The sequence below is a fragment of the Streptomyces sp. NPDC002324 genome (assembly GCF_053593335.1).
Genome location: NZ_JBSFCF010000012.1, coordinates 1 through 23,522 on the forward strand (window position 1 = coordinate 1; position 23,522 = coordinate 23,522).

Annotated in this window: 24 protein-coding genes and 1 pseudogene; 8 read left to right on the forward strand and 17 right to left on the reverse strand. The window is 69.2% G+C overall.

From position 1 onward, the window contains the following. Window positions 1–359: 359 nt before the first annotated feature. Window positions 360–872, forward strand: a complete 513-nt coding sequence (locus ACWCRJ_RS17900) for a hypothetical protein (protein WP_450940155.1) — start codon at window positions 360–362, stop codon at window positions 870–872. Between the two features lie 229 nt (window positions 873–1,101). Here ACWCRJ_RS17900 and ACWCRJ_RS17905 read toward each other — a convergent pair whose 3' ends face one another. The 5 genes and pseudogenes from ACWCRJ_RS17905 to ACWCRJ_RS17925 all read right to left on the reverse strand — a co-directional run bounded on the left by ACWCRJ_RS17905 (window position 1,102) and on the right by ACWCRJ_RS17925 (window position 4,747). After that, window positions 1,102–1,791 carry a Shedu anti-phage system protein SduA domain-containing protein gene (locus ACWCRJ_RS17905; protein WP_450940156.1) on the reverse strand — a complete coding sequence of 230 codons (690 nt, stop codon included), beginning with the start codon at window positions 1,789–1,791 and terminating at the stop codon, window positions 1,102–1,104. A 244-nt stretch (window positions 1,792–2,035) separates the two neighbouring features. Further along, window positions 2,036–3,025, reverse strand: a complete 990-nt coding sequence (gene dapD / locus ACWCRJ_RS17910) for a 2,3,4,5-tetrahydropyridine-2,6-dicarboxylate N-succinyltransferase (RefSeq protein ID WP_450940157.1) — start codon at window positions 3,023–3,025, stop codon at window positions 2,036–2,038. Between the two features lie 250 nt (window positions 3,026–3,275). Beyond that, window positions 3,276–3,749 (reverse strand): annotated as a pseudogene (locus ACWCRJ_RS17915) (RNA polymerase sigma factor); the annotation flags it as partial. A 141-nt stretch (window positions 3,750–3,890) separates the two neighbouring features. Beyond that, window positions 3,891–4,427 carry a TetR/AcrR family transcriptional regulator gene (locus ACWCRJ_RS17920; RefSeq protein WP_450940158.1) on the reverse strand — a complete coding sequence of 179 codons (537 nt, stop codon included), beginning with the start codon at window positions 4,425–4,427 and terminating at the stop codon, window positions 3,891–3,893. Beyond that, window positions 4,427–4,747 (reverse strand): DMT family transporter, encoded by a 321-nt coding sequence (locus ACWCRJ_RS17925; RefSeq protein ID WP_450940159.1) that lies wholly within the window; start codon window positions 4,745–4,747, stop codon window positions 4,427–4,429. Before ACWCRJ_RS17925 ends, ACWCRJ_RS17920 begins: the two co-directional genes overlap by 1 nt. 349 nt (window positions 4,748–5,096) lie before the next feature. Between ACWCRJ_RS17925 and ACWCRJ_RS17930 the strand changes: the two genes are divergently transcribed. Continuing rightward, on the forward strand, window positions 5,097–5,960 hold the full coding sequence (locus tag ACWCRJ_RS17930) for an AbfB domain-containing protein (protein ID WP_450940315.1): 864 nt from the start codon (window positions 5,097–5,099) through the stop codon (window positions 5,958–5,960). Window positions 5,961–6,043: 83 nt separating this feature from the next. Here ACWCRJ_RS17930 and ACWCRJ_RS17935 read toward each other — a convergent pair whose 3' ends face one another. Genes ACWCRJ_RS17935 through ACWCRJ_RS17970 form a run of 8 tightly spaced genes read right to left on the reverse strand, consistent with a single transcriptional unit; the run spans window position 6,044 to window position 12,611 of the window. Next, on the reverse strand, window positions 6,044–6,376 hold the full coding sequence (locus ACWCRJ_RS17935) for a metal-sulfur cluster assembly factor (protein WP_005477879.1): 333 nt from the start codon (window positions 6,374–6,376) through the stop codon (window positions 6,044–6,046). Then, a complete protein-coding gene (gene sufU, locus ACWCRJ_RS17940; protein WP_005477880.1) occupies window positions 6,373–6,843 on the reverse strand; it encodes a Fe-S cluster assembly sulfur transfer protein SufU in 471 nt (156 codons plus the stop codon). The genes ACWCRJ_RS17935 and sufU overlap by 4 nt, the downstream gene beginning before the upstream one ends. Window positions 6,844–6,859: 16 nt before the next feature. Beyond that, complete coding sequence (locus tag ACWCRJ_RS17945) at window positions 6,860–8,116, reverse strand: cysteine desulfurase (RefSeq protein WP_005477881.1); 1,257 nt, start codon at window positions 8,114–8,116, stop codon at window positions 6,860–6,862. Next, complete coding sequence (gene sufC, locus ACWCRJ_RS17950; protein WP_450940160.1) at window positions 8,113–8,877, reverse strand: Fe-S cluster assembly ATPase SufC; 765 nt, start codon at window positions 8,875–8,877, stop codon at window positions 8,113–8,115. The genes ACWCRJ_RS17945 and sufC overlap by 4 nt, the downstream gene beginning before the upstream one ends. A gap of 7 nt (window positions 8,878–8,884) precedes the next feature. Then, window positions 8,885–9,205: a non-heme iron oxygenase ferredoxin subunit gene (locus ACWCRJ_RS17955; RefSeq protein ID WP_450940161.1), complete on the reverse strand. Its 321-nt coding sequence runs from the start codon at window positions 9,203–9,205 to the stop codon at window positions 8,885–8,887. Continuing rightward, a complete protein-coding gene (gene sufD, locus ACWCRJ_RS17960; RefSeq protein WP_450940162.1) occupies window positions 9,202–10,395 on the reverse strand; it encodes a Fe-S cluster assembly protein SufD in 1,194 nt (397 codons plus the stop codon). Before sufD ends, ACWCRJ_RS17955 begins: the two co-directional genes overlap by 4 nt. Window positions 10,396–10,455: 60 nt before the next feature. Continuing rightward, entirely contained in the window at window positions 10,456–11,880 is a 1,425-nt protein-coding gene (sufB, locus tag ACWCRJ_RS17965; RefSeq protein ID WP_013004546.1) for a Fe-S cluster assembly protein SufB, read from the reverse strand. After that, complete coding sequence (locus ACWCRJ_RS17970) at window positions 11,877–12,611, reverse strand: helix-turn-helix transcriptional regulator (protein WP_450940163.1); 735 nt, start codon at window positions 12,609–12,611, stop codon at window positions 11,877–11,879. The genes sufB and ACWCRJ_RS17970 overlap by 4 nt, the downstream gene beginning before the upstream one ends. 160 nt (window positions 12,612–12,771) lie before the next feature. On the opposite strand from ACWCRJ_RS17970, the gene ACWCRJ_RS17975 reads away from it, so the two are divergent. Genes ACWCRJ_RS17975 through ACWCRJ_RS17990 form a run of 4 tightly spaced genes read left to right on the forward strand, consistent with a single transcriptional unit; the run spans window position 12,772 to window position 16,418 of the window. Continuing rightward, window positions 12,772–13,605 carry an aminoglycoside N(3)-acetyltransferase gene (locus ACWCRJ_RS17975; protein ID WP_450940164.1) on the forward strand — a complete coding sequence of 278 codons (834 nt, stop codon included), beginning with the start codon at window positions 12,772–12,774 and terminating at the stop codon, window positions 13,603–13,605. Between the two features lie 10 nt (window positions 13,606–13,615). Next, complete coding sequence (locus tag ACWCRJ_RS17980) at window positions 13,616–14,539, forward strand: ABC transporter ATP-binding protein (protein ID WP_450940165.1); 924 nt, start codon at window positions 13,616–13,618, stop codon at window positions 14,537–14,539. Further along, window positions 14,536–15,336, forward strand: a complete 801-nt coding sequence (locus ACWCRJ_RS17985) for an ABC transporter permease (RefSeq protein WP_450940166.1) — start codon at window positions 14,536–14,538, stop codon at window positions 15,334–15,336. The genes ACWCRJ_RS17980 and ACWCRJ_RS17985 overlap by 4 nt, the downstream gene beginning before the upstream one ends. A gap of 59 nt (window positions 15,337–15,395) precedes the next feature. Continuing rightward, a complete protein-coding gene (locus ACWCRJ_RS17990; RefSeq protein WP_450940167.1) occupies window positions 15,396–16,418 on the forward strand; it encodes a COX15/CtaA family protein in 1,023 nt (340 codons plus the stop codon). 60 nt (window positions 16,419–16,478) lie between these two features. On the opposite strand, the gene ACWCRJ_RS17995 is transcribed toward ACWCRJ_RS17990, so the two are convergent. From ACWCRJ_RS17995 to ACWCRJ_RS18010, 4 genes are all read right to left on the reverse strand, one after another. Beyond that, the gene (locus ACWCRJ_RS17995; protein WP_450940168.1) at window positions 16,479–17,246 is read right to left on the reverse strand and encodes a nucleotidyltransferase; all 768 of its coding nucleotides are present in this window, start codon (window positions 17,244–17,246) and stop codon (window positions 16,479–16,481) included. A gap of 18 nt (window positions 17,247–17,264) precedes the next feature. Further along, window positions 17,265–18,371 (reverse strand): amidohydrolase family protein, encoded by a 1,107-nt coding sequence (locus ACWCRJ_RS18000; protein WP_450940169.1) that lies wholly within the window; start codon window positions 18,369–18,371, stop codon window positions 17,265–17,267. A 55-nt stretch (window positions 18,372–18,426) separates the two neighbouring features. Beyond that, a complete protein-coding gene (locus ACWCRJ_RS18005) occupies window positions 18,427–18,789 on the reverse strand; it encodes a hypothetical protein (protein ID WP_450940170.1) in 363 nt (120 codons plus the stop codon). Between the two features lie 158 nt (window positions 18,790–18,947). After that, entirely contained in the window at window positions 18,948–19,904 is a 957-nt protein-coding gene (locus tag ACWCRJ_RS18010; RefSeq protein ID WP_450940171.1) for a heme o synthase, read from the reverse strand. Window positions 19,905–20,278: 374 nt separating this feature from the next. Here ACWCRJ_RS18010 and tkt point away from each other — a divergent pair, with 374 nt between their 5' ends. Further along, window positions 20,279–22,366 carry a transketolase gene (tkt, locus tag ACWCRJ_RS18015; RefSeq protein WP_450940172.1) on the forward strand — a complete coding sequence of 696 codons (2,088 nt, stop codon included), beginning with the start codon at window positions 20,279–20,281 and terminating at the stop codon, window positions 22,364–22,366. 35 nt (window positions 22,367–22,401) lie between these two features. Next, window positions 22,402–23,520 carry a transaldolase gene (tal, locus tag ACWCRJ_RS18020; RefSeq protein WP_450940173.1) on the forward strand — a complete coding sequence of 373 codons (1,119 nt, stop codon included), beginning with the start codon at window positions 22,402–22,404 and terminating at the stop codon, window positions 23,518–23,520. Window positions 23,521–23,522: the final 2 nt, after the last annotated feature.

Sequence of the window (23,522 nt, forward strand, 5' to 3'; positions counted from 1 at the left end):
ACCACGCCATGGACCTACTTGAAGAGGCCGCCGACACCGACGCCTGACAACGCCCCCGGCCCGGCAGAGACCCTTGACTCGGTCATTGAGACTCCGCCGACCTTGTGCGTACGTAAACGCACGTGCGTTTCAACGACAGACGGGCCCGGGTAACGTCATGGCAGCTCCACACAGCCATGACGAATCGGGGGACCATGGTCGACTTCCTATCTGACGCACTTCCATACATATCTCAAGTCGCAACACTCGTCATTGCAGCTGCCGCAGTAATTTTCTCACGCAGGGCCAGCAAGGACGTAGGCCAACGCGAACTTACAACGAAGATGTGGGAGAAGCGAACCGATACTTACACTGAGATCTTGCGAGCGACACAGGATCTAGACCCTACCCGTCGGCCAACTCCTGAAGGGTTCATCACGCAATCCGAAGATACCCCACCTGGAGATATGCAGCTACTGGCACGCGACCTGGAATCGGAAGAGTGGAAGGAATTCACCGCCCGCGTGGATTCATTCGCATCCGACGAGGTCAGATATCTCTTCTACTTGTGGCTAGCGTCACTTTCCGGTTGGTCTTGGCTGATCATGAAGTGCGTGATTCATCACGGAAAGGATCCGGTTAAGTACAGCGAAGCCGATGGTGAACTTCAATGCAGCTATAAGGCCACACATTCCGTATGTCTAGAACTCACGGCACAGGTACGCGCTGAACTTGCGTTCAAACAGCGCAACGTTCGTAAGGTGTCAGTCACAGGGCCCGACAAATACTTTGGCGCTGTGATCGATGTGGAATTTACTCGGGGAAACCAAACTGACCTGGAACCTCTCCACGCGGCCCGCCTCACAACCCTGCGCCGGGGCGCCGACGCTTGATTTCGTGTCCGTGCTCGCAGTCCGGCGTCGCGTGGGCGAACCAATGCCTGCCAAGCGATGAGGCGATCGACCATCTCGTCCACGTCGTAGGGGTGGATCGCGCCGAAGTACTCCGTCAGTTCATGGTGCCCTTGAGTTCTAGCACACCGGCTATCGATCGCCCGGTCGGCGCTTACTCGCCCGTTGAAGCTCGGCCGACTTGCATTTAGCTACACCAGATCACCGGAAATTAGCGCCCATAGAGTTCACACTCCTCGCATTCTTCCTGCAGCGATCGATGCAAGGGCACCATTTTTCGCCCCTCTTCAAGTAGCCAGTCGTAGGTGTGGGTCTCCAAATGCTCTTGCCAGGCGATATCACGCCTTCTGTAATGGTCATCGCTAGTGGTGATGCGGCGACGGCCTATCACCACCAACCCCTGAACCTTGGGGGTGATGCCAACGAAACCGCAGCCGCCATCTATGGGACTATTCCGAGCGGTCTGCAAATTCATTTCGAGCCAATATCTCCAGTCTTTGATCTGCTGAAGTCCTTTGCGTAGTTCTTTCGCAGGTGTCCCGTCCGTTGTCGTGAAGAGGCGATCAACAGACGGACTTTCGAGCTCGATCGCGACCCACCGTAGTCCGCCACTGTCAACCCGGGCTGCCATGAAATCTGGGATGTAGACGCCTCCCAAATTCGGTCTCGGAATGATCCAGCGGCATCCGGCACCGAGTTGTTGCGCCAAGACCTCGGGGTGTTTCTCGAAAAATTCCTGCACCGGAGCTTCGTCTTGCGCGTCGTCCAGGACCTTTTCGAACTCGTCGACCACCTCGGCGGTCGGGGCATCCCGAATCACGCACAGCTTCTTGTGGCCGTTACGGGAGAGCTCCTTTGTTGCCCATGCCAGATACTCGTCAGCCTCGTTCCAGTCACCCATGCACCCAGTCTGACGGTTGATGGGTCGACAGGGTTGAAGTTCGGCGGAATCGGCACGATGACCTCCTCGCGGTGATCAACAACTCGTGAGTACGCGTCCAGCCTCGACACACGAACGCCCTCCCGGGCCGTCCTCGGGCCGTGGAAGGGCGCTCAATGGTGACCAACATCGACAACTACCGACAGCTCAGCAGCAGGTCAGAGCGATGATCGATAAGGCGGCCGCAGGTCACGGCCGCCGATGATCAGTTGTGGCTGTGCAGGATCTCGTTCAGGCCGCCCCAGACCGCGTTGTTCGGGCGGGCCTCGACCGTGCCGGTGACCGAGTTGCGGCGGAAGAGGATGTTCGAGGCGCCGGAGAGGTCGCGGGCCTTGACGACCTGGCCGTCGGGCATGGTGACGCGGGTGCCGGCGGTGACGTAGAGGCCGGCCTCGACGACGCACTCGTCGCCGAGGGCGATGCCGACGCCCGCCTCGGCGCCGATCAGGCAGCGCTCGCCGATGGAGATGATGACGTTGCCGCCGCCGGAGAGCGTGCCCATCGTGGAGGCGCCGCCGCCGATGTCCGAGCCGTCGCCGACGACGACGCCGGCGGAGATCCGGCCCTCGACCATGGACGTGCCGAGGGTGCCCGCGTTGAAGTTGACGAAGCCCTCGTGCATGACCGTGGTGCCCTCGGCGAGGTGCGCGCCGAGGCGGACGCGGTCGGCGTCGGCGATCCGGACGCCCTTGGGGGCGACGTAGTCCGTCATGCGCGGGAACTTGTCGATCGAGGTGACCTGGAGGTGCAGGCCCTCGGCGCGGGCGTTGAGGCGCACCTTCTCGATGTCGTCGACGGCGACCGGGCCGAGCGAGGTCCAGGCGACGTTGGCGAGGAGGCCGAAGACGCCGTCCAGGCTCTGGCCGTGCGGCTTGACCAGGCGGTGGGAGAGCAGGTGGAGGCGCAGGTAGGCGTCGTGCGTGTCGAGCGGCTTCTCGTCGAGCGAGGAGATGACCGTACGGACCGCGACGACCTCGACGCCCCGGCGCGTGTCCTGACCGAGCGCGGCGGTCGCGCCGCCGCCGAGCAGCTCCGCGGCCCGCTCGGCGGTCAGCCGCTCGGTGCCGGAGGGGCCCGGCTCGGCCGCCAGCTCGGGCGCGGGGTACCAGGTGTCGAGAACGGTGCCGTCGGCGGCGATCGTGGCGAGGCCGGCGGCCACGGCGCCGGTGGAGCGGGGAGCAGTCGTGTCGGTCATGAGGGCAACCTAACCGTCCGGGGGCGGTACGGGCCAACCCGCGACGCGGCCGTCTCAGGAGCCGGGCACTTTACGGACATACGGCACCGGGCGGCCCGCCCACCTCCGTGGGACAGGCCGCCGTTGTCCAGGGGCCGAAGTCGGTCGCGTCCGCCCGCCTCGTCCACGACGGCCCTGCTGATGAGCGAGCTGCCGCCGATCACTCCTGACCACACTGCCGTCCGACGGCAAGGATGCGCTGAAGGCCGCTGGCGACGAGCAACAGCACGTGCCGCCCCCGCGGACAGCGCCGCCGACGCCCCGGCGAGCGGCGCCGGCGCCGCCACCCGGCTGTCGGTGCGTTCGACCCACGTCCGACTCCAGGACGCGGCGACCGGACCGTGTCCGGTGCGGGCCAGCACCCGCAGGGCCCGGACCTCCGTACGGCGGTGCTTGCCGATGAGCTTGCCGCGATGCCGTACAGCCAGGAGCGGGCGTCGGCCCGGTTCCGGTCGTAGCGGATGCCGATGCGGAACGCCGTCAAGAAGGTGCCGGCGGTGAGGTCGTCGGCCATGCCGTCGCCGAGTCGCCGGGCCACGTACCGGTGGATGTCCGGCGCGCGGCGGTCGTAGAGCCGTGCGAACAGCTCGGCCCGTTCCAGGGATTGGGCGACGACCTCGGCGTCGTCCTCGACCTGCGCCTGCGCCAGTGGCGGTGGCGGTGGCGGTGGCCGTGGTCCGCTCACCGAGTTCTCCCCCCCACCCTCACCGAGTTCCCCCCACCCGGCACCCTGCTCGTCACGAGTTTCCCGTCTGCTTCGCCGTGCTCTGTCACCCCCTGTCCCCCGGGGGGCCGAGGAAGGTTCACGGCTCGCGCGCGGGCCCGCTCAGGGAATCACCCGCGCCAGCACCTCCCGCGCGTACTCCTCGTCGTACGGCGCCCCCGTCAGCAGGACCTGCAGACAGATGCCGTCGATCAGCGCGACCAGCGCCCGCGCGGTCACCGGGTCGGTGCGGCGGGCGAGCGTGTCGGCGAAGGCGCGGGCCCACTCGTCGGCGACGGGCCGCAGCGCGGGTCGGCGCAGGGCGGCGAGGTACAGCTCGTACTCCACCTCCAGGCCCGTCCGGTCTCCCCTGAACCACTCCCCGCCCAGCGCGGCCAGTTCGGCCGCGAGGTCGGTGTTCGGGTCGCGCAGGGCCTCGCGCGCGGCGACGGCCTTCGCGAAGCCCTCGTTGGCCTGCCGCAGCGCGGCGACCATCAGATCGTCGAGGGTCCGGAAGTGGTACGTCGTCGAGCCGAGCGGTACGTCCGCCTCGGCGGCCACGCTGCGGTGGCTCAGCCCGGCGATGCCCTTCGCCCCCACGACCCGGATCGCGGCGTCGATGATCCGCTGCCGCCGCTCGGGGTCGTAACGCCGGGCCATCAGTGGGCGCCTCCCAGGTTCAGCACCACCACTCCCGCGATGATCAGCACGATCCCGGCGACCTTGGCGAAGCTCAGCCCCTCCCCGAAGAGGACCAGTCCGAGCGCGGCGACGGTCGCGGTGCCGACGCCGGACCAGATCGCGTACGCCGTGCCGATGGACATCGACTTCAACGCCTGGGCGAGCAGCACGAAGGAGACGAGGTACCCCACGCCGGTGACGACCGACGGCCACAACTTGCTGAAGCCCTCGCTGTACTTCATGGCGGTGGTGGCGGCCACTTCGGCGGCTATGGCGCCGGCGAGCAACAGAAATCCCATGTGTACGAGCGTACACATCATATGTACGGATGTACACATCGCGTGTAGTGGCTCGCTTATGGGCGGAATTGGCCGCCGTCGCCCCCCAAGAGGCCCTCGTTTCGGGGCCGTTCCGTTATGGAAGCGCTCACTGAAAGGGCTCCCCGCGCGTCACTTGGTGAACTACTGTTTCAACGGTCAATCTCCCGAATGTGTGACGACCGCCAGGGTTTGCACACACCGGTGACACGTACCACCCTCCCTGATCCGCATGACGAATTTGCGTCCGCCTGTGGCGACGCCGAGGGAACCGCGCATGCCGCCGACTAAGCCCGGACCTGATCCGGACCAGACCCCGCCCAGCCTTCCGATGCTCAGATCCGCGAAGGTGTGGGAGACCGGGGTCGCCCCGAACGACACCCGTATACCGGGCACCCGCCGCCTCTGGCTGGCCGGTGCCCTCGCTCTCGCCGTGGTCTCCTCCTGCGTCACGGCGATCACCCTCCAGGCCTCGGGACCTGACAACTCGTCGGACAAGAACGCCCGCACCACCGCCGCCGACGACCGGGTCCCCACCGTGTCCCTCCCGCCCACGTCGCCCCCCGCGACCTCGGCACCGGACGGCAAGAGCGGTCTGTCGGAGCCGCAGGGCTCCGAGGACGACTCCAAGAAGGACGGGGACAAGAGCAAGGGCGAGGACTCCAAGGGCTCCGGCTCGTCCGACGACAAGCAGCAGGGCGGCTCCAAGCCGACCGCCAAGCCGTCGAAGACGACCTCACCCGCCAAGAACCCGCCGTCCTCGTCGACCACCCGCAAGTCCGTCCAGGCGGTCAACTACCCGGACCGGTACTGGCACCTGAGCAACGGCGCGATCCGGCTCGACTCGGTGGGCTCGTACAGCGGAGGCGAGACCAGGGAGGACTCCTCCTTCAAGGTGGTCTCAGGGCTCGCCAAGCCCTCCTGCTACTCCTTCAAGATGGCGGACGGCCGCTACGTACGGCACCAGAACTTCCGGCTCCGCGTCAGCGGCAACGACGGCTCGGAACTCTTCCGCCAGGACGCCACCTTCTGCCCCACGCAGTCCCCGTACTCGGACGCCGTGATGCTGCAGGCGGTCAACTACCCCGACCGCTTCCTGCGCCACAAGAACTTCGAGCTGGTCCTGGACCCGTACGGCTACAACACCACCGGTCGGCAGGACTTCTTCTTCCGCCTGGTGAAGGGTCTCGGCTGAGCGACGGGACACCCGCCCGCACATGAGTGTGGCCCCCGGCGAATACGACATTCGCCGGGGGCCACACTCATGACCGAGGGATCTCAGACGTTGAACCCGAGCGCCCTCAGCTGCTCGCGGCCGTCGTCGGTGATCTTGTCGGGGCCCCACGGGGGCATCCAGACCCAGTTGATGCGCAGCTCGTTGACGATGCCGTCCGTGGCGGACTTGGCCTGGTCCTCGATGACATCCGTCAGCGGGCAGGCCGCGGACGTCAGGGTCATGTCGATCGTCGCGATGTTCGCGTCGTCGATGTGGATGCCGTAGATGAGGCCGAGGTTGACGACATCGATGCCCAGTTCGGGGTCGACGACGTCGTACAGGGCCTCGCGGACCTCCTCCTCGGAGGCCGGCTTCATCTCCAGGGTCTCGCTCATGCCGTCTTCCTTTCGACGTCGGCGTCGGCGCCCAGCGCCTGGGCCGTCGCGTCCTTCCACGCCATCCAGCTGAGGAGGGCGCACTTGACCCGGGCGGGGTACTTGGAGACACCGGCGAACGCGACCGCGTCCTCCAGCACCTCCTCCATCGCGTCGTCCGGCTCGATCTTCCCCTTGGACTGCATCAGCTCCAGGAAGGTCTCCTGGATCTTCCGCGCGTCGCCGAGGTCCTTGCCGACCAGGAGGTCGTTCAGAACCGAGGCCGACGCCTGGCTGATCGAACAGCCCTGGCCCTCGTACGACACGTCCTGCACGGTCGTACCGTCGTACTTCACTCGCAGGGTGATCTCGTCGCCGCACGTCGGGTTCACGTGGTGCACCTCGGCGTCACCGTCCCGCAAGCCCCGGCCGTGCGGGTGCTTGTAGTGGTCCAGGATGACTTCCTGGTACATCGAGTCCAGCTTCATGCGATCGCTCGTCCCCTCAGCCGAAGAAGTTCCGTACGTGCTCCAGGCCGTCGACCAGGGCATCGATCTCGGCCGGGGTGGAGTACAGATAGAACGACGCTCGGGTGGTCGCGGGAATTCCGTAACGCAGGCAGACGGGGCGTGCGCAGTGGTGGCCGACCCGGACCGCGATGCCCTGCTCGTCGAGCACCTGGCCCACGTCGTGCGGGTGGATGTCGCCGAGCGTGAAGGAGATCGCCGCGCCCCGCTCCTCGGCCGTGGCCGGGCCGATGATCCGCAGGTCCGGGACCTCCGTCAGCCGCTTCACCGCGTACTCGGTGATTGCGTGCTCGTGGGCGAGGATCTTGTCCATGCCGATCGCGCTCAGGTAGTCGATCGCCGCGCCCAGACCGACCGCCTGCGCGATCGGCGGGGTGCCCGCCTCGAACTTGTGCGGGGCGGGGGCGTAGGTCGACGAGTGCATCGACACCGTCTCGATCATCTCGCCGCCGCCGAGGAACGGGGGCAGGTCCTCCAGCAGCTCCTGTCGGCCCCAGAGCACACCGATGCCCGTCGGACCGCACATCTTGTGGCCGGTGAAGGCCACGAAGTCGGCCTGGAGGGCCTGGACGTCCAGCGGCATGTGCGGCGCGGCCTGCGAGGCGTCGATGCAGACCAGGGCGCCGACCTCCTGCGCCCGGCGCACTATCGCCTCGACGGGGTTGACCGTGCCGAGGATGTTGGAGACCAGCACGAAGGAGACGATCTTCGTCTTCTCGGTGATGATCTCCTCGATGTTGGAGAGGTCGAGGCGGCCGTCGTCGGTCAGCCCGAACCACTTCAGCTTCGCGCCCGTGCGCTGCGAGAGCAGCTGCCACGGCACGATGTTGGAGTGGTGCTCCATCTCCGTGATGACGATCTCGGTCTCGGCGTCCACGCGGTAGGGCTCGTCGGCCCAGCCCAGCATGTTCGCCACGAGGTTCAACGACTCGGAGGCGTTCTTGGTGAAGATCACCTCGTCGCGCGAGGGAGCGTTGACGAACGCGGCGACCTTGTCGCGCGCGCCTTCGTACAGCGCCGTGGCCTCCTCGGCGAGCACATGCACACCGCGGTGGACGTTGGCGTTGTAGCGCTCGTAGTACTCGCTCAGGGCGTCCAGCACCTGGCGCGGCTTCTGCGAGGTCGCCGCGTTGTCCAGGTACACGAGCTTCTTACCGTCGTGGACCTGGCGGTCCAGGATGGGGAAGTCCTTGCGGATCGCCTCGGTGTCGAGGAGGCCCGGCAGCTGTGTCACGCGGATGCGCCACCCTTCACGTACTTGTCGTAGCCCTCGGCCTCGAGCTGGTCGGCGAGCTCCGGACCGCCGGACTCGGCGATACGGCCGTTCGCGAACACGTGCACGTGGTCGGGCTTGATGTAGCGCAGGATGCGCGTGTAGTGGGTGATCAGCAGGGTGCCGACCTCGCCGGTCTCGCGGACGCGGTTGACGCCCTCGGAGACGATGCGCAGGGCGTCGACGTCCAGACCGGAGTCCGTCTCGTCGAGGATCGCGATCCTCGGCCGGAGCAGTTCGAGCTGGAGGATCTCGTGGCGCTTCTTCTCGCCGCCGGAGAAGCCCTCGTTGACGTTGCGCTCGGCGAAGGCGGGGTCCATGTTGAGGCGCTGCATGGCCTCCTTGACCTCCTTGACCCACAGGCGGAGCTTGGGGGCCTCGCCGCGGATGGCGGTGGCGGAGGTGCGCAGGAAGTTGGAGACCGAGACACCGGGGATCTCGACCGGGTACTGCATCGCTAGGAACAGGCCCGCGCGGGCGCGCTCGTCGACGGACATCTCCAGGACGTCCTCGCCGTCGAGGGTGACGGTGCCGCCGGTGATCGTGTACTTCGGGTGACCCGCGAGGGAGTAGGCGAGGGTCGACTTGCCGGAGCCGTTCGGGCCCATGATGGCGTGCGTCTCGCCCTGCTTCACGGTGAGGTCGACGCCCTTGAGGATCTCCTTCGTGGCGTTGTCGGCCTCGACGGTGACGTGCAGGTCGTGGATTTCAAGCGTTGCCATGGGTGCCTCAGGACTCCTGGGAGAGGGAGACGAGCACGTCGTCCCCTTCGATCTTTACGGGGTATACGGGGACGGGGCGCGTCGCGGGAAGGCCGGACGGCTTGCCGGTTCTGAGGTCGAACGCGGAGCCGTGCAGCCAGCACTCGATCTGGCAGTCCTCCACCTCGCCCTCGGAGAGCGAGACGTTCGCGTGGGAGCAGATGTCGTGGATGGCGAACACCTCCCCCTCGGTCTGTACGACCGAGACCGGCGTGCCGTCGAGTTCCACCCGCTTGGGGGTGTCCTTCTCCAGCTCGCTCAGCCCGCAGGCGCGTACGAAGGTGGTCATCGGGCCGATCCAGACACAGTCTCCAGCTCCTCGTCGATCTTCGCGAGGAGGCGGTCCTGGATGTCGTCGACACCGATCTGCTGGACAAGTTCGGCGAAGAAGCCGCGGACGACGAGGCGGCGGGCCTCCTCGGCCGGGATGCCCCGGGCCATCAGGTAGAAGAGCTGCTCGTCGTCGAAGCGGCCGGTCGCGGAGGCGTGGCCGGCGCCGACGATCTCGCCGGTCTCGATCTCCAGGTTCGGCACCGAGTCGACCCGGGCGCCGTCTGTGAGGACCAGGTTCCGGTTCATCTCGTAGGTGTCGGTGCCCTCGGCCTTGGCCTCGATGAGCACGTCGCCGATCCACACCGCGTGGGCGCCCTCGCCCTGGAGCGCGCCCTTGTAGACGGCGTTGGACTTGCAGTGCGGGACGTTGTGGTCGACCAGGAGGCGGTGCTCCTGGTGCTGGCCGGCGTCCGTGAGGTACAGGCCGAACAGCTCCGCCTCGCCGCCGGGGCCGGCGTAGGTCACGCGCGGGTGCAGGCGTACGACGTCACCGCCGAAGGTGACCACGACGGACTTGAAGGAGGCGTCGCGGCCGACCAGGGCGTTGTGCTGGGCGACGTGCACTGCCTTGTCGTCCCAGTCCTGGACGGAGACGACGGTCAGCTTCGCGCCGTCGCCCAGGAGGTAGTCGACGTTGGCGGCGAGCACGGCGTCACCGGTGTGGTCGATGACGACGACGGCCTCGGCGAAGGCGCCCAGCTCGATCACCTGGTGGGCGAAGGCGGTGCCGCCCTCACCGTGCACGGCGATGCGGATGGGCTCGGCGAGGACCGTCTCCTTGGGGACGGTGATCACGCCGGCCTTCTCGAACGCCGAGTACGCCTGGGCGGCGACGCGGTCCACCGGGGTGCCGGCCCTGCCGAGGCGCGCGTCGTCACGGCCGACGGCCTCGACGGTGACGCCCTCGGGGGCCTGGACGTCGACCTTCAGGCCGTCGCCGGTGGCGACGGCGGTGCCGTCGTGCAGCCCGCGCAGGCGCTCCAGCGGGGTGAACCGCCACTCCTCCTCACGGCCGTGCGGCACGGGGAAGTCCGCCACGTCGAAGGACGGGGGCGCGCTCATGCGCGTGGCGACGGTCGACTCGGCGGCCACCGCGATCTGGCCCGCGGTGGTGGATCCCACGGGGATGTTCTGAGCCTCAGCCATGGCTGTCGGTCTGCTCTCTTCCTACGTCAAGAAATCTGGCTACTGCCGGCAAGGACGGTCTTAACCGACCGCGCCTTCCATCTGCAGCTCGATCAGCCGGTTGAGCTCCAGCGCGTACTCCATCGGCAGTTCCTTCGCGATGGGCTCGACGAAGCCGCGCACGATCATGGCCATCGCCTCGAACTCGGTCATGCCGCGGCTCATCAGGTAGAAGAGCTGATCGTCGCTGACCTTGGAGACGGTCGCCTCGTGGCCCATGGACACGTCGTCCTCACGGACGTCCACGTAGGGGTACGTGTCGGAGCGGGAGATGGTGTCGACGAGCAGCGCGTCGCACAGCACGTTCGACTTGGAGCCGGGCGCGCCCTCGCCGATCTCGACCAGGCCGCGGTAGGAGGTACGGCCGCCGCCGCGCGCCACCGACTTGGAGACGATGTTGGAGGAGGTGTTCGGCGCCATGTGGACCATCTTGGAGCCGGCGTCCTGGTGCTGGCCCTCGCCCGCGAAGGCGATGGAGAGGGTCTCGCCCTTGGCGTGCTCGCCCATCAGGTAGACGGCCGGGTACTTCATGGTGACCTTGGAGCCGATGTTGCCGTCGATCCACTCCATGGTCGCGCCCTCGTACGCCACCGCGCGCTTGGTGACCAGGTTGTAGACGTTGTTCGACCAGTTCTGGATGGTCGTGTAGCGGCAGCGGGCGCCCTTCTTGACGATGATCTCGACGACCGCGCTGTGCAGGGAGTCCGACTTGTAGATCGGGGCCGTACAGCCCTCGACGTAGTGGACGTAGGCGTCCTCGTCGACGATGATCAGCGTCCGCTCGAACTGGCCCATGTTCTCCGTGTTGATACGGAAGTAGGCCTGGAGCGGGATCTCCACGTGCACGCCCTTCGGCACGTAGATGAAGGAACCACCGGACCACACCGCGGTGTTCAGCGACGCGAACTTGTTGTCGCCGACCGGGATGACCGTGCCGAAGTACTCCTTGAAGAGCTCCGGGTGCTCCTTCAGGGCCGTGTCGGTGTCGAGGAAGATGACGCCCTGCTCCTCCAGGTCCTCACGGATCTGGTGGTAGACGACCTCGGACTCGTACTGGGCCGCGACGCCCGCGACGAGGCGCTGCTTCTCCGCCTCGGGGATGCCGAGCTTGTCGTACGTGTTCTTGATGTCCTCGGGCAGGTCCTCCCAGGACTCCGCCTGCTTCTCCGTGGACCGCACGAAGTACTTGATGTTGTCGAAGTCGATGCCCGACAGGTCCGAGCCCCAGTTCGGCATGGGCTTCTTCTCGAACAGGCGCAGGCCCTTGAGACGGAGCTTGGTCATCCACTCCGGCTCGTTCTTCTTGGCGGAGATGTCTCGGACGACGTCCTCGTTGATACCGCGCTTGGCAGAGGCACCGGCCACGTCGGAGTCGGCCCAGCCGTATTCGTAGTTGCCCAGACCCTCGAGCTCGGGGTGGGCGGTCTCCTCGATGGGGAGCGTCATGCGGGGTTCCTCCCGGCGGTACGTGCAGATGCGGTGTCGGTGGCTGTCTTGGAAATTCTGGGGATGAACGTCGTGCAGACGCCGTCGCCGTGGGCGATGGTGGCCAGCCGCTGGACGTGCGTGCCGAGCAGATCGGCGAACAGCTCGGTCTCGGCCTCGCAGAGCTGCGGGAACCGCTCGGCGACATGGGCCACCGGGCAGTGGTGCTGGCAGAGCTGCTCCCCCTGGTGGGGGTGGGGCGCGCTGCGCGCCGTAGCAGCGTACCCGTCGGCGCTCAGGGCCTTGGCCAGGGCTTCGGTCTTCTCTTCGGGGTCCGCGGCCTCGACGGCCCGGCGGTAGGCGCCGGCCTCGGCGGCGACCCGGGCCCGGGCGAAGGCGGCGACAGCCTGCTCCCCGCCCTCCTGGTCGGCGATCCAGCGGAGCGCGTCCATGGCGAGCTTGTCGTAGGACTGGTCGAAGGCGTCCCGGCCGCAGTCCGTCAGGGCGAACACCTTGGCGGGGCGCCCGCGCGTGCGCGCGCCGTAGACGCGCTGCTCGCGGGGCTGCACGACGTCGTCGCCGACCAGCGCGTCGAGGTGACGGCGGACGGCCGCCTGGGTGAGTCCGAGCCGCCCGGCGAGGTCGGCCACCGTGGACGGGCCGTGGGACAGGATGGACCGCGCGACGCGGTTGCGGGTGGACCGCTCACCGGTCGCGAGTTCCTCCTGCGGAGCCTCGCCGACGTTTTTCACAACGCCATTGTTGCGTAATTCCTCAGAGAGGGGCAAGCCGCACCGGGCGGGCGGGCGGTGCCGTACATCACTTAGGCAAACCTAAGCTGACCTGGGGAAACGATCACTGATCGATCGAAGGGCTGGCGCCTCGAAGGGCGCTCCGGAAGACTGCCACACCATGTCGACAACCCCTCCCACCGGCCCACTTGTCACCCGCGCCGGACTGGCGGCGGACCTGCGCGCCGCCGGTGTCGAACCCGGCGAGACCCTTCTCGTGCACTCCTCGCTCAGCGCGCTCGGCTGGGTCTGCGGAGGTGCCGTCGCGGTCGTCCGGGCGCTGCTCGACGCACTCGGTCCGGACGGCACCCTGGTCGTCCCCAGCCAGACCGGCGACCTCTCGGATCCCGCGCTCTGGTCCCGGCCACCGGTGCCGGAGGAGTGGTGGGAGCCCATTCGGGTCGCCATGCCCGGCTACGACCCCGCGATCACGCCCAGCCGCGGGGTCGGGGTGATCCCCGAGACGGTACGGACCTGGCCGGGCGCCCTGCGCAGCGCGCACCCCCAGACCTCCTTCGCGGCGATCGGCCCGGCCGCGGCGGCGATCCTCGCGGAGCACGCCCCCGACTGCCGCCTCGGCGAGCGCAGTCCGCTGGCCCGGCTGGAGCGGGCGGGCGCCCGGGTGCTGCTGCTCGGCGCGGGCTACGACACCTGCACCAGCTTCCACCTGGCCGAGTACCGGATGCCCGCACCGCTGGTCGAGGTCGGCCGGCCGGGCCCGGACGGCTGGGAGGTGGTGACCGAGGTGTCGATCGACTCGGACCGGTTCGACGAACTGGGCCACGACTTCGAGCGCGACCGGGGCATCCGCCGGACCAGGGTGGGAGGGGCGGACGTACGGCTGTTCCCGGTGGCCGACGCGGTGGCGTACGCCGAGCGCTGGCTCCCGGTGCATCGTCCCCGTGAGGAGGAGATCTCCGGACCCGGCCGCCTCGGCGCCCGGCCCCGTCCCTAGACTCGGCCCCATGCGAAGTGACCCCGTGGTCCAGGTCCGGTCCCTGGTGAAACGGTACGGCGACAAGACCGCGGTGGACGGCCTGGACCTGACGGCCCGAGCGGGCGTCACCGCCGTCCTCGGCCCCAACGGCGCGGGGAAGACGACCACGATCGAGACCTGCGAGGGCTACCGGAGGCCCGACTCCGGCTCGGTGTCGGTCCTCGGTCTCGACCCGGTCCGCGAGGCCGCGGCGCTGCGCCCCCGGATAGGCGTGATGCTCCAGTCCGGCGGCGTCTACTCCGGCGCCCGCGCCGACGAGATGCTCCGGCACGTGGCCAGGCTGCACGCCCACCCCCTCGACGTGGACGCCCTGATCGAGCGCCTGGGCCTCGACGGCTGCGGCCGTACGACCTACCGCCGGCTCTCCGGCGGCCAGCAGCAGCGGCTCGCCCTCGCGATGGCCGTGGTCGGCCGCCCCGAGCTGGTCTTCCTCGACGAGCCGACCGCCGGCCTCGACCCGCAGGCCCGCCGGGCCACCTGGGAGCTGATCCGGGACCTGCGCACGGACGGCGTCTCGGTCATCCTCACCACGCACTACATGGACGAGGCCGAGCAGCTCGCGGACGACGTCGCCATCATCGACGGCGGCAGGGTCGTCGCCCAGGGCGCGCCCGAGGAGCTGTGCCGGGGCGGCGCCGAGAACACCCTGCGCTTCACCGGCCGCCCGGCCCTCGACGTCGCATCCCTGCTCAAGGCCCTCCCGGCGGACTCAGCCGCCGCCGAACTGACGCCCGGCGTCTACCGGGTGACCGGCAAGATCAACCCGCAGCTCCTCGCGACCGTCACCTCCTGGTGCGCCCAGCACGGGGTGATGCCGGACCGGATCTCGGTGGAACGGCACACCCTGGAAGACGTCTTCCTGGAGCTGACGGGCAAGGAGCTGCGTTCATGAGCGCGAGGACGACGAACACGGGCACCGGCGCCGACACCGGCACCTACGCGCCGAAGCCGGGCGCCGCCCCCCTGCCCCGCATGATCGCGGCACAGGCGGCCCTGGAGACGAGGATGCTGCTGCGCAACGGCGAGCAGCTGCTCCTGACGGTCGTCATCCCGACACTGCTGCTGGTGCTGTTCGGCTCGGTGGACATCGTCGACACCGGCGAGGGCGAGGCGGTCGACTTCCTGGCGCCCGGCATCCTGGCGCTCGCCGTGATGTCGACGGCCTTCACCGGCCAGGCGATCGCCACCGGCTTCGAGCGCCGCTACGGCGTGCTGAAGCGGCTGGCCGTCTCACCGCTCCCCCGCTGGGGCCTGATGACCGCGAAGACCCTGTCCGTGCTGGTCACGGAGGTCCTCCAGGTCGCCTTGCTCACCGTGATCGCCTTCGCGATGGGCTGGAACCCGCACGGCAACCCCTTCGCCGTGCTGCTCCTGCTCGTCCTCGGTACGGCCGCCTTCTCGGGCCTCGGCCTGCTGATGGCGGGCACGCTGAAGGCGGAGGCGACGCTCGCGGCGGCGAACCTGGTCTTCCTGCTGCTGCTCGTGGGCGGCGGTGTCGTCGTCCCGCTGGACAAGTTCCCGGACGCGGCCCAGAGCGTGCTCGGACTGCTGCCGATCTCCGCGCTGTCGGACGGACTGCGGGACGTCCTCCAGCACGGCGCGGGCATGCCGTGGGGCGACCTCGGGATCCTGGCCGTCTGGGCGGTGCTCGGGCTGGGCGCCGCGGCCCGGTTCTTCCGCTGGGAGTAGCCGCAGCTCAGCGCCCCGGCCGCACCCTCGTGAACGCATGCACAAGCGGCACGCCTACCATGGTGGGCGTGCCGAAACCGACCCGCGACGACCTCGTCTCCGCTGCGCGCAACCCGCTCGCCTTCATCGCCGACCGCTGGACCCCGGACCCCAGAACGGTCCGCAGGGCGGCCCTCGCCGCCCTCGTCATGGCGGTGGTCATCGTGGTGACCGGCGGTGCCGTGCGGCTCACCGGGTCGGGCCTCGGCTGCCCGACCTGGCCCAAGTGCACCGACGACTCGCTCACCGCGACCCGTGAGATGGGCGTCCACGGCTACATCGAGTTCGGCAACCGCATGCTGACGTACGTGCTGTGCGCGGCGGTCGGCTGGGCGATCGTCGCCGCGCGCTCGCAGAAGCCGTACCGGCGCAGCCTGACCCGGCTGGGCTGGGCGCAGTTCTGGGTCGTCATGAGCAACGCGGTGCTCGGCGGCATCGTCGTCCTGGTCGGCCTCAACCCGTACACGGTGGCCGCGCACTTCCTGCTCTCCACCGCGCTCATCGCCGTGGCCGCCGTGATGTGGCACCGCACGGGCGAGAGCGACACCGCCCCGCGTCCGGTGGTCGGTCAGGCGGTGCGGCAGCTGGTGGCGGTCCTGGTGGGTGTCACGCTGCTGCTGATCGCGGTGGGCACGGTCGTCACGGGCGCCGGTCCGCACGCGGGTGACTCCAGCAAGGTCCATCGCATCCCGCTGAACTGGGAGAACGTCACCAAGCTGCACGCGGTGCTGGCCTGGATCGTGGTGACGCTCGCCTTCGCCCTGTGGTTCGTCCTGAAGGCGGTGGACTCCCCGCGCGAACCGCTGGACCGCACCCGTGACCTGTTCCTGGTCCTCCTCGCCCAGGGCGCCGTCGGCTACGTCCAGTACTTCACCGACCTCCCCGAGATCCTGGTCGGCGCGCACATGCTGGGTTCCTGCCTGGTGTGGATCGCCACCCTCCGCGTGCTGCTGTCGCTTCGCGAACGGCCGGCGGACGAAGTGAACGGGGCGGATGTGCAGGGTCCGGCCGTCGCCGAGACACCGGTCGCCGCGCAGGGCTGAGGCACGGACGGCTGAGGCGCGGACGGGTGCCAGGACAGGGACGGGCCCGCGCCCGCCGCGTCAGCCGTACGTCCGTACGAGGTCGTCGATCGCCGGGCCGAGGAACAGCCGGGTCGACCGACCCCGGTACGGCACCTCCTCGGTCCCCTGCCCGTACCGGCGCCGCCGGATGTCCTCGACCACCTCGGCGGGCGCGCCCAGGACGGGCAGCAGGTCCAGGGCCTCACGCTTGGTGATGAGCCGGCCCTCGCGCAGGGTGGCGGTGGCACGGGCCAGGGTGAGCAGTCCGAGGTCGACCCAGACGTCCTGGTCCCACAGGTGGGCCCGCTCGACCGCGGGGCGCCAGAACTCCCGCTGGTCGCGTACGACGAAGGCGTCCAGCTCGGTGTCGGCGACCGGCGGCAGCAGCGCCCCGGGCGGTTCGCCGTGCAGGACGAGGCCGAAGGTGTGCAGCTCGCGCCGGGTGACCGGGGTGACCGTGCGCCGGAACAGCCGCTCGTGCGCCCAGGTGAGGTGCGGGCGGCCGGCGTCGGCCGCCGTGCCGGGAGCCAGATACGTGCAGTGCAGGTTCGCCGCCAGTGGCGCGTGGCGCAGGCCGGCGTGCAGGCGCCCCACCCGCCATGCGGTCCGGGCGGTGACCGGACCGTCCAGGACCGCGATCAGGTCCAGGTCGCTGCGGCCCTCCTGGTAGTCGCCGCCGCCGAGGGAGCCATGGGCCCAGACGGCGAGCGGGGTGAGGTCCCGCAGTCCGTCGAGGAACCGTCCGACCAGGGCCGCGGTGTCGGTGTCGGGGGCGGGTAACCCGCCCCTCGCGTCGCTGTGGCTCATACGGTCAGTCTCACCGGCTCACCCCAGCCCGTACACCCGCCGCGCGTTCCCCGCCGCGATCAGTCCCGCCACGCGCTGCGCGTCCACCGGCGACCAGGCGCCCTCCGCCACCCAGGTCCCCAGCACCCGGGCCAGCGCCTCACGGAACAGCCGGGCCCCGACCACGTGCAGCTCGGGCAGTCCGTGGGCGCCGCTGGAGAAGAGGAGCTTGCCGAAGGGGGCGAGTTCGAGAACCTCGGCGAGCACGGCGGCGGCCCGGGCGCCGGTGCGGACCAGTTCGGCGCCCAGGTCGACGTGGACGTGCGGGAAGACCCCGGCGAGGTGGGCCGCGTGGCGGTGGTAGGGGTAGCCGTGCAGCAGGACCAGGTCGGTGCCGAGGCCCGCCGTGGCGCGGGCGAAGCCGGTCAGCAGGACGGGGTCGGTGGCGTCGATGCGCAGGCCCGGTTCGCCGAGGCCCGCGTGGAGCTGGAGGGGGCGGCCCGAGGCGACGGCGATCCACAGCAGGTGGCGCAGGAGGACGGGGTCGGTGAGCGCCCCGCCGACCGGCCGGTGCGCGAGCCAGCGCCCCACCGCGCCGCGCACCTCTCCCGGGCCGGGCGGCTCGGGCGCGAACGCCAGGCCGTGCCGTACGCCCGCCACCGAGGTGAAGGCGACGGCGTTCGCGGCGGCCGCGTGCACCGACTCGGCAAGATTGGCCAGGAACGACTCGACGGTGCCGGAGGTGTCGGCGACCTGTTCGGCAAGGAGTTCGAGGCGGACGATCTCGTGGGCGTCGGCGTCCGCGGTGGAGGCCATCTCGCCCGGCCCGGTGAGGTCGCCGGGCAGCCCCGTGTCGACGAGGTAGGTCGTGATGCCGCTGCCCCGCAGGAGTCTGCGGCCGGCCTCCAGGACGCCCAGTTCGCGGCGCCGGGCCAGATAGCGGGCCGGCGGGCAGTGCGGTTCCAGGCCGAGCAGGGGCGGGCACCAGCGGCGTACGGCGAAACCCGTCTGGGTGTCGAAGAAGGTGGTGCCGGGCGCGGGCGGGCCCTCGCTGCGCGCGAGGTGGGCCTCGAAGGTGCCGAGGCCCAGCTCCGTGCGCAGTACGCCGTGGCAGTACTGGTCCACGAGGGACGGCGTTTCGATCATCCGGGCTCCCCGAGGCCGACTCCGTCGTTCACGGGGCCTAACGGGTGAGCCGGGCTCAGGTGTTGCTGTTCTTCGGACCGCCGACCTGGATTCCGGCCATGCGCGACCACTCGTAGGGGCCGGTGGTGACCTTGGCCGCGAACTCGCCGTCGAAGTCCTCGTGGACGGTGACGCCGGCCTTCTGCACGGCCGCCACGGCGATGGCGTGGGTGGGGGCCACGAGGTCGCCCCAGCCGCCGTCCTCGCCGACCAGGACGATCCGTGCACCGATCTGGCCGATGTAGGCGACCTGGGCCTCGGCTCCGCGGTGCGCCGCCGCGAAGGAGCGGATCTGCTTGGCCAGCCGGGTCGCTCGGCGCTCGGCCTTGGCGGCCGCCTTGGTTGCCTCGGCCTCGTCTGCCTGCTTGGTGTCTGCCATGGGCTGGATGCTACCGATGGGTATTCGGTGTGGCGACGGGTGGGGTCAGTGGGCTTGACCACTCGCCGTTCTGTCTCGCCGCGCGTGGGTGCGTGCGGGTTGTTCCTGGTGCTCGCGCAGTTCCCCGCGCCCCTTACGGGGCGCGGTCGCCGCTCGGGTCAGCGCAGGAAGGGGTCCACCGCGACCGCCACGAAGAGCAGCGACACGTAGGTGATCGACCAGTGGAACAGGCGCATCTCCTTGAGCTTGCCGCCGCTCGCGCCGCCCTTCGCGCGGTTCTGGAGGGCGTGCGCCTCCCAGAGCCACCAGCCGCCGGTGGCCGCGGCGACCGCCGTGTAGAACCAGCCGGTGTAGCCGAGCACGGTCAGCATCAGGGAGACCGCCACCATCACCCAGCTGTAGAGGACGATCTGCCGCGCGACGACCTTGTTGGAGGCGACCACCGGGAGCATCGGGACGCCGACCCGGGCGTAGTCGTCCTTCACCTTCATGGACAGGGGCCAGTAGTGCGGCGGGGTCCAGAAGAAGATGACGAGGAAGAGGATGACCGCGGCCCACGACATCGAGTTCGTGACGGCGGACCAGCCGATGAGGACCGGCATGCAGCCGGCGATGCCGCCCCAGACGATGTTCTGGGAGGTACGCCGTTTGAGGATCATCGTGTAGACGACGACGTAGAAGAGGAGCGCCCCGAGTGACAGCCAGGCGGACAGCCAGTTGACGAGGAGTCCGAACCAGGCGGTCGAGACGGCCGCGAGGGTGAGGCCGAAGACCAGGCCCTCACGCGGGGTGACCATGCCGGTGACCAGCGGGCGCTGCGACGTGCGCTCCATGAGCGCGTCGATGTCCCGGTCGATGTACATGTTGAGCGCGTTGGCGCCGCCCGCCGAGAGGTAACCGCCGACGCAGGTGGCGAGCACCAGCCAGAGGTCCGGGACGCCCTGTTCCGCCAGGAACATCACCGGAACCGTGGTGATCAGCAGCAGTTCGATGATCCGCGGCTTCGTGAGCGCCACGAAGGCCATGACGCGGGCCCCGATCGGCCGCTGACCCCGGCTGCTGCTCGTGCTGCTCGCGCCCAGCACGCCCGGTGGACGGGATTCGACGGCCGTCACGCACACCCCTGACAGAGACTCCTCAGCAAGCCTCCGGATGTGAACTCCCCGTGACGGCTCGCGCGTACCACGCCACTGTAGACGTTGCCCAGAGCCAGCCTTTCAAGGGGGTGGGGTCGTGTTCGTGGGTGCCCCGCGGCGAGCCGGACACACTTGCGTTGAGCAGTCGGATGAGCGGGGCCGTATTCAGATGTCGAACAGCGGAACCCCCTGGTCTCAGCATGCGAACCACTGGTCGGGAGGCGGACGGGACACAGTCCCGGCAGTCTGGAATGACTCGAAAAAATGCGCGTTCCTACGGGGGTAGGCTCGACAACGGCCGGTGCCGTGAAGAACACCGGCACGAGACATGTGGAGAGGAGCCCTGACCCAGGGTGAGCACCAAGCCGACCACTACAGACCTCGCGTGGACCGCAGTGGACCAGCGGGCCGTCGACACCGCCCGGATCCTGGCCGCCGACGCCGTACAGAAGGTCGGCAACGGCCATCCCGGTACGGCGATGAGCCTCGCGCCCGCCGCGTACACCCTCTTCCAGAAGGTGATGCGCCACGACCCCGCCGACCCCGACTGGGTGGGCCGTGACCGGTTCGTCCTGTCCGCCGGCCACTCCTCCCTGACCCTCTACATCCAGCTGTACCTGGGCGGTTTCGGCCTGGAGCTGGCGGATCTGGAGGCCTTCCGCACCTGGGGTTCGAAGACCCCGGGGCATCCCGAGTACGGGCACACCAAGGCCGTGGAGACGACGACCGGGCCGCTGGGCCAGGGCGTCGCCAACGCGGTGGGCATGGCGATGGCCGCCCGTTACGAGCGTGGCCTGTTCGACCCCGAGGCCGCGGTCGGGGAGTCGCCGTTCGACCATCACGTGTTCGTGATCGCCGGTGACGGGTGTCTGCAGGAGGGCATCTCCGCGGAGGCGTCCTCGCTGGCCGGGCATCAGAAGCTCGGCAATCTGGTGCTGCTGTGGGACGACAACCACATCTCCATCGAGGGTGACACCGAGACGGCCGTCTCGGAGGACACCGCGAAGCGGTACGAGGCGTACGGCTGGCATGTGCAGCGGGTGGAGCCGAAGGAGAACGGCGACCTCGATCCGGTCGCGCTGTTCGCGGCGGTCGAGGCGGCGAAGGCCGTCACCGACAAGCCCTCGTTCATCGCGATGCGTTCGATCATCGCCTGGCCGGCGCCGAACGCGCAGAACACCGAGGCGGCACACGGCTCGGCGCTCGGCGCGGACGAGGTCGCGGCCACCAAGCGGGTCCTGGGCTTCGATCCGGAGAAGAGCTTCGAGGTCTCCGACGAGGTCATCGCGCACACGCGTGCTCTGGGTGAGCGTGGCCGTGAGGCGCGTGCGGTGTGGGACAAGCAGCTGCAGGAGTGGCGTGACGGCAACGCCGAGCGCGCGGCGGAGTTCGACCGGATCAGCGCGGGCGAGCTGCCCGGGGGCTGGGAGTCGCACCTGCCGGAGTTCGAGACGGGCAAGGGTGTCGCCACGCGTGCCGCGTCCGGCAAGGTCCTCCAGGCGCTGGGTGCGGTGATCCCGGAGCTGTGGGGCGGTTCCGCCGACCTCGCCGGCTCCAACAACACCACGATCGACAAGAGCAGTTCGTTCCTCCCGGCGGACAACCCGCTGCCGGAGGCGAACCCCTACGGCCGCACGATCCACTTCGGTATCCGTGAGCACGCCATGGCCGCGGAGATGAACGGCATCGCGCTGCACGGCAACACCCGTATCTTCGGCGGCACGTTCCTGGTGTTCTCCGACTACATGCGCAACGCCGTACGCCTGTCCGCGCTGATGCACCTGCCGGTGACGTACGTGTGGACGCACGACTCCATCGGCCTCGGCGAGGACGGCCCCACCCACCAGCCGGTCGAGCACCTGGCCGCGCTGCGGGCGATCCCGGGCCTGAACGTGGTCCGCCCGGCCGACGCCAACGAGACGGCGATCGCCTGGCGGGAGATCCTGGGGCGCTGGACCAAGGAGTTCGGCAAGGGCGCCCCGCACGGTCTGGCGCTGACCCGCCAGGGCGTGCCGACGTACGAGGCCAACGAGGATGCGGCGAAGGGCGGTTACGTCCTGTTCGACGCCGAGGGCGGCGACGCCCAGGTGATCCTGATCGCCACCGGCTCCGAGGTGCACGTGGCCGTCGAGGCGCGCGAGCAGCTGCAGGCGCAGGGCGTGCCCACCCGGGTGGTGTCCATGCCGTGCGTGGAGTGGTTCGAGGAGCAGGACCAGGGGTACCGGGAGAGCGTTCTGCCGCCGTCCGTCAGGGCGCGTGTCGCGGTCGAGGCCGGTATCGGACTGACCTGGCACAAGTACGTCGGCGACGCCGGCCGCATCGTCTCGCTGGAGCACTTCGGCGCTTCGGCCGACGGCAAGGTCCTCTTCCAGGAGTTCGGCTTCACCGCGGAGAACGTGGCCGCGGCCGCGCAGGAATCGCTCGCAGCCGCTCAGCGCTGACGCTCTACACACGACACGTAGGAGATGGAATTTCCATGACAGACGCACTCAAGCGCCTCTCCGAGGAGGGCGTCGCGATCTGGCTGGACGACCTGTCGCGCAAGCGCATCACGTCCGGCAACCTCGCCGAGCTGCTCGACCAGCAGCACGTCGTGGGCGTCACCACCAACCCGTCGATCTTCCAGAAGGCGATCAGCAGCGGTGACGGCTACGAGCAGCAGGTCTCCGACCTCGCCGCCCGCAAGGTCACCGTCGAAGAGGCCATCCGCATGATCACGACGGCGGACGTCCGGGACGCCGCCGACATCCTGCGCCCGGTGTTCGACGCGACCGGCGGCCAGGACGGCCGGGTCTCCATCGAGGTCGACCCGCGCCTCGCGCACAACACGAAGGCGACTGTCGCCGAGGCCAAGCAGCTGGCCTGGCTGGTGGACCGCCCGAACACCCTGATCAAGATCCCGGCGACGATGGGCGGCCTGCCGGCCATCACCGAGGTCATCGGTCTCGGAATCAGTGTCAACGTCACGCTGATCTTCTCGCTGGAGCGCTACCGCCAGGTCATGGACGCCTACCTGGCCGGTCTGGAGAAGGCCAAGGAGCGCGGCCTGGACCTGTCGAAGATCCACTCGGTGGCGTCCTTCTTCGTGTCCCGCGTGGACACCGAGATCGACAAGCGCATCGACGCCCTCGGCACCGACGAGGCCAAGGCCGCCCGCGGCAAGGCCGGCGTCGCCAACGCACGTCTGGCCTACCAGGCGTACGAGGAGGTCTTCTCGGACGGCCGCTGGGCCGCGCTGGAGAGCGCGGGCGCCAACAAGCAGCGCCCGCTGTGGGCCTCGACCGGCGTCAAGGACCCGGCGTACAAGTCGACGCTGTACGTCGACGAGCTGGTCGCGCCGAACACGGTGAACACCATGCCGGAGGCCACGCTGGAGGCCACCGCCGAGAGCGGTGAGATCCGCGGCAACGCGATCGCCGGGACGTACGAGCAGTCGCGTGCCGAGCTGGACGCGGTCGAGAAGCTCGGGATCTCGTACGACGAGGTCGTGCAGCTGCTGGAGGACGAGGGCGTCGACAAGTTCGAGGCGTCCTGGAACGACCTGCTCAAGTCGACCGAGGCGGAGCTTAGGCGCCTCGCACCCTCGGAGGGCTGAAC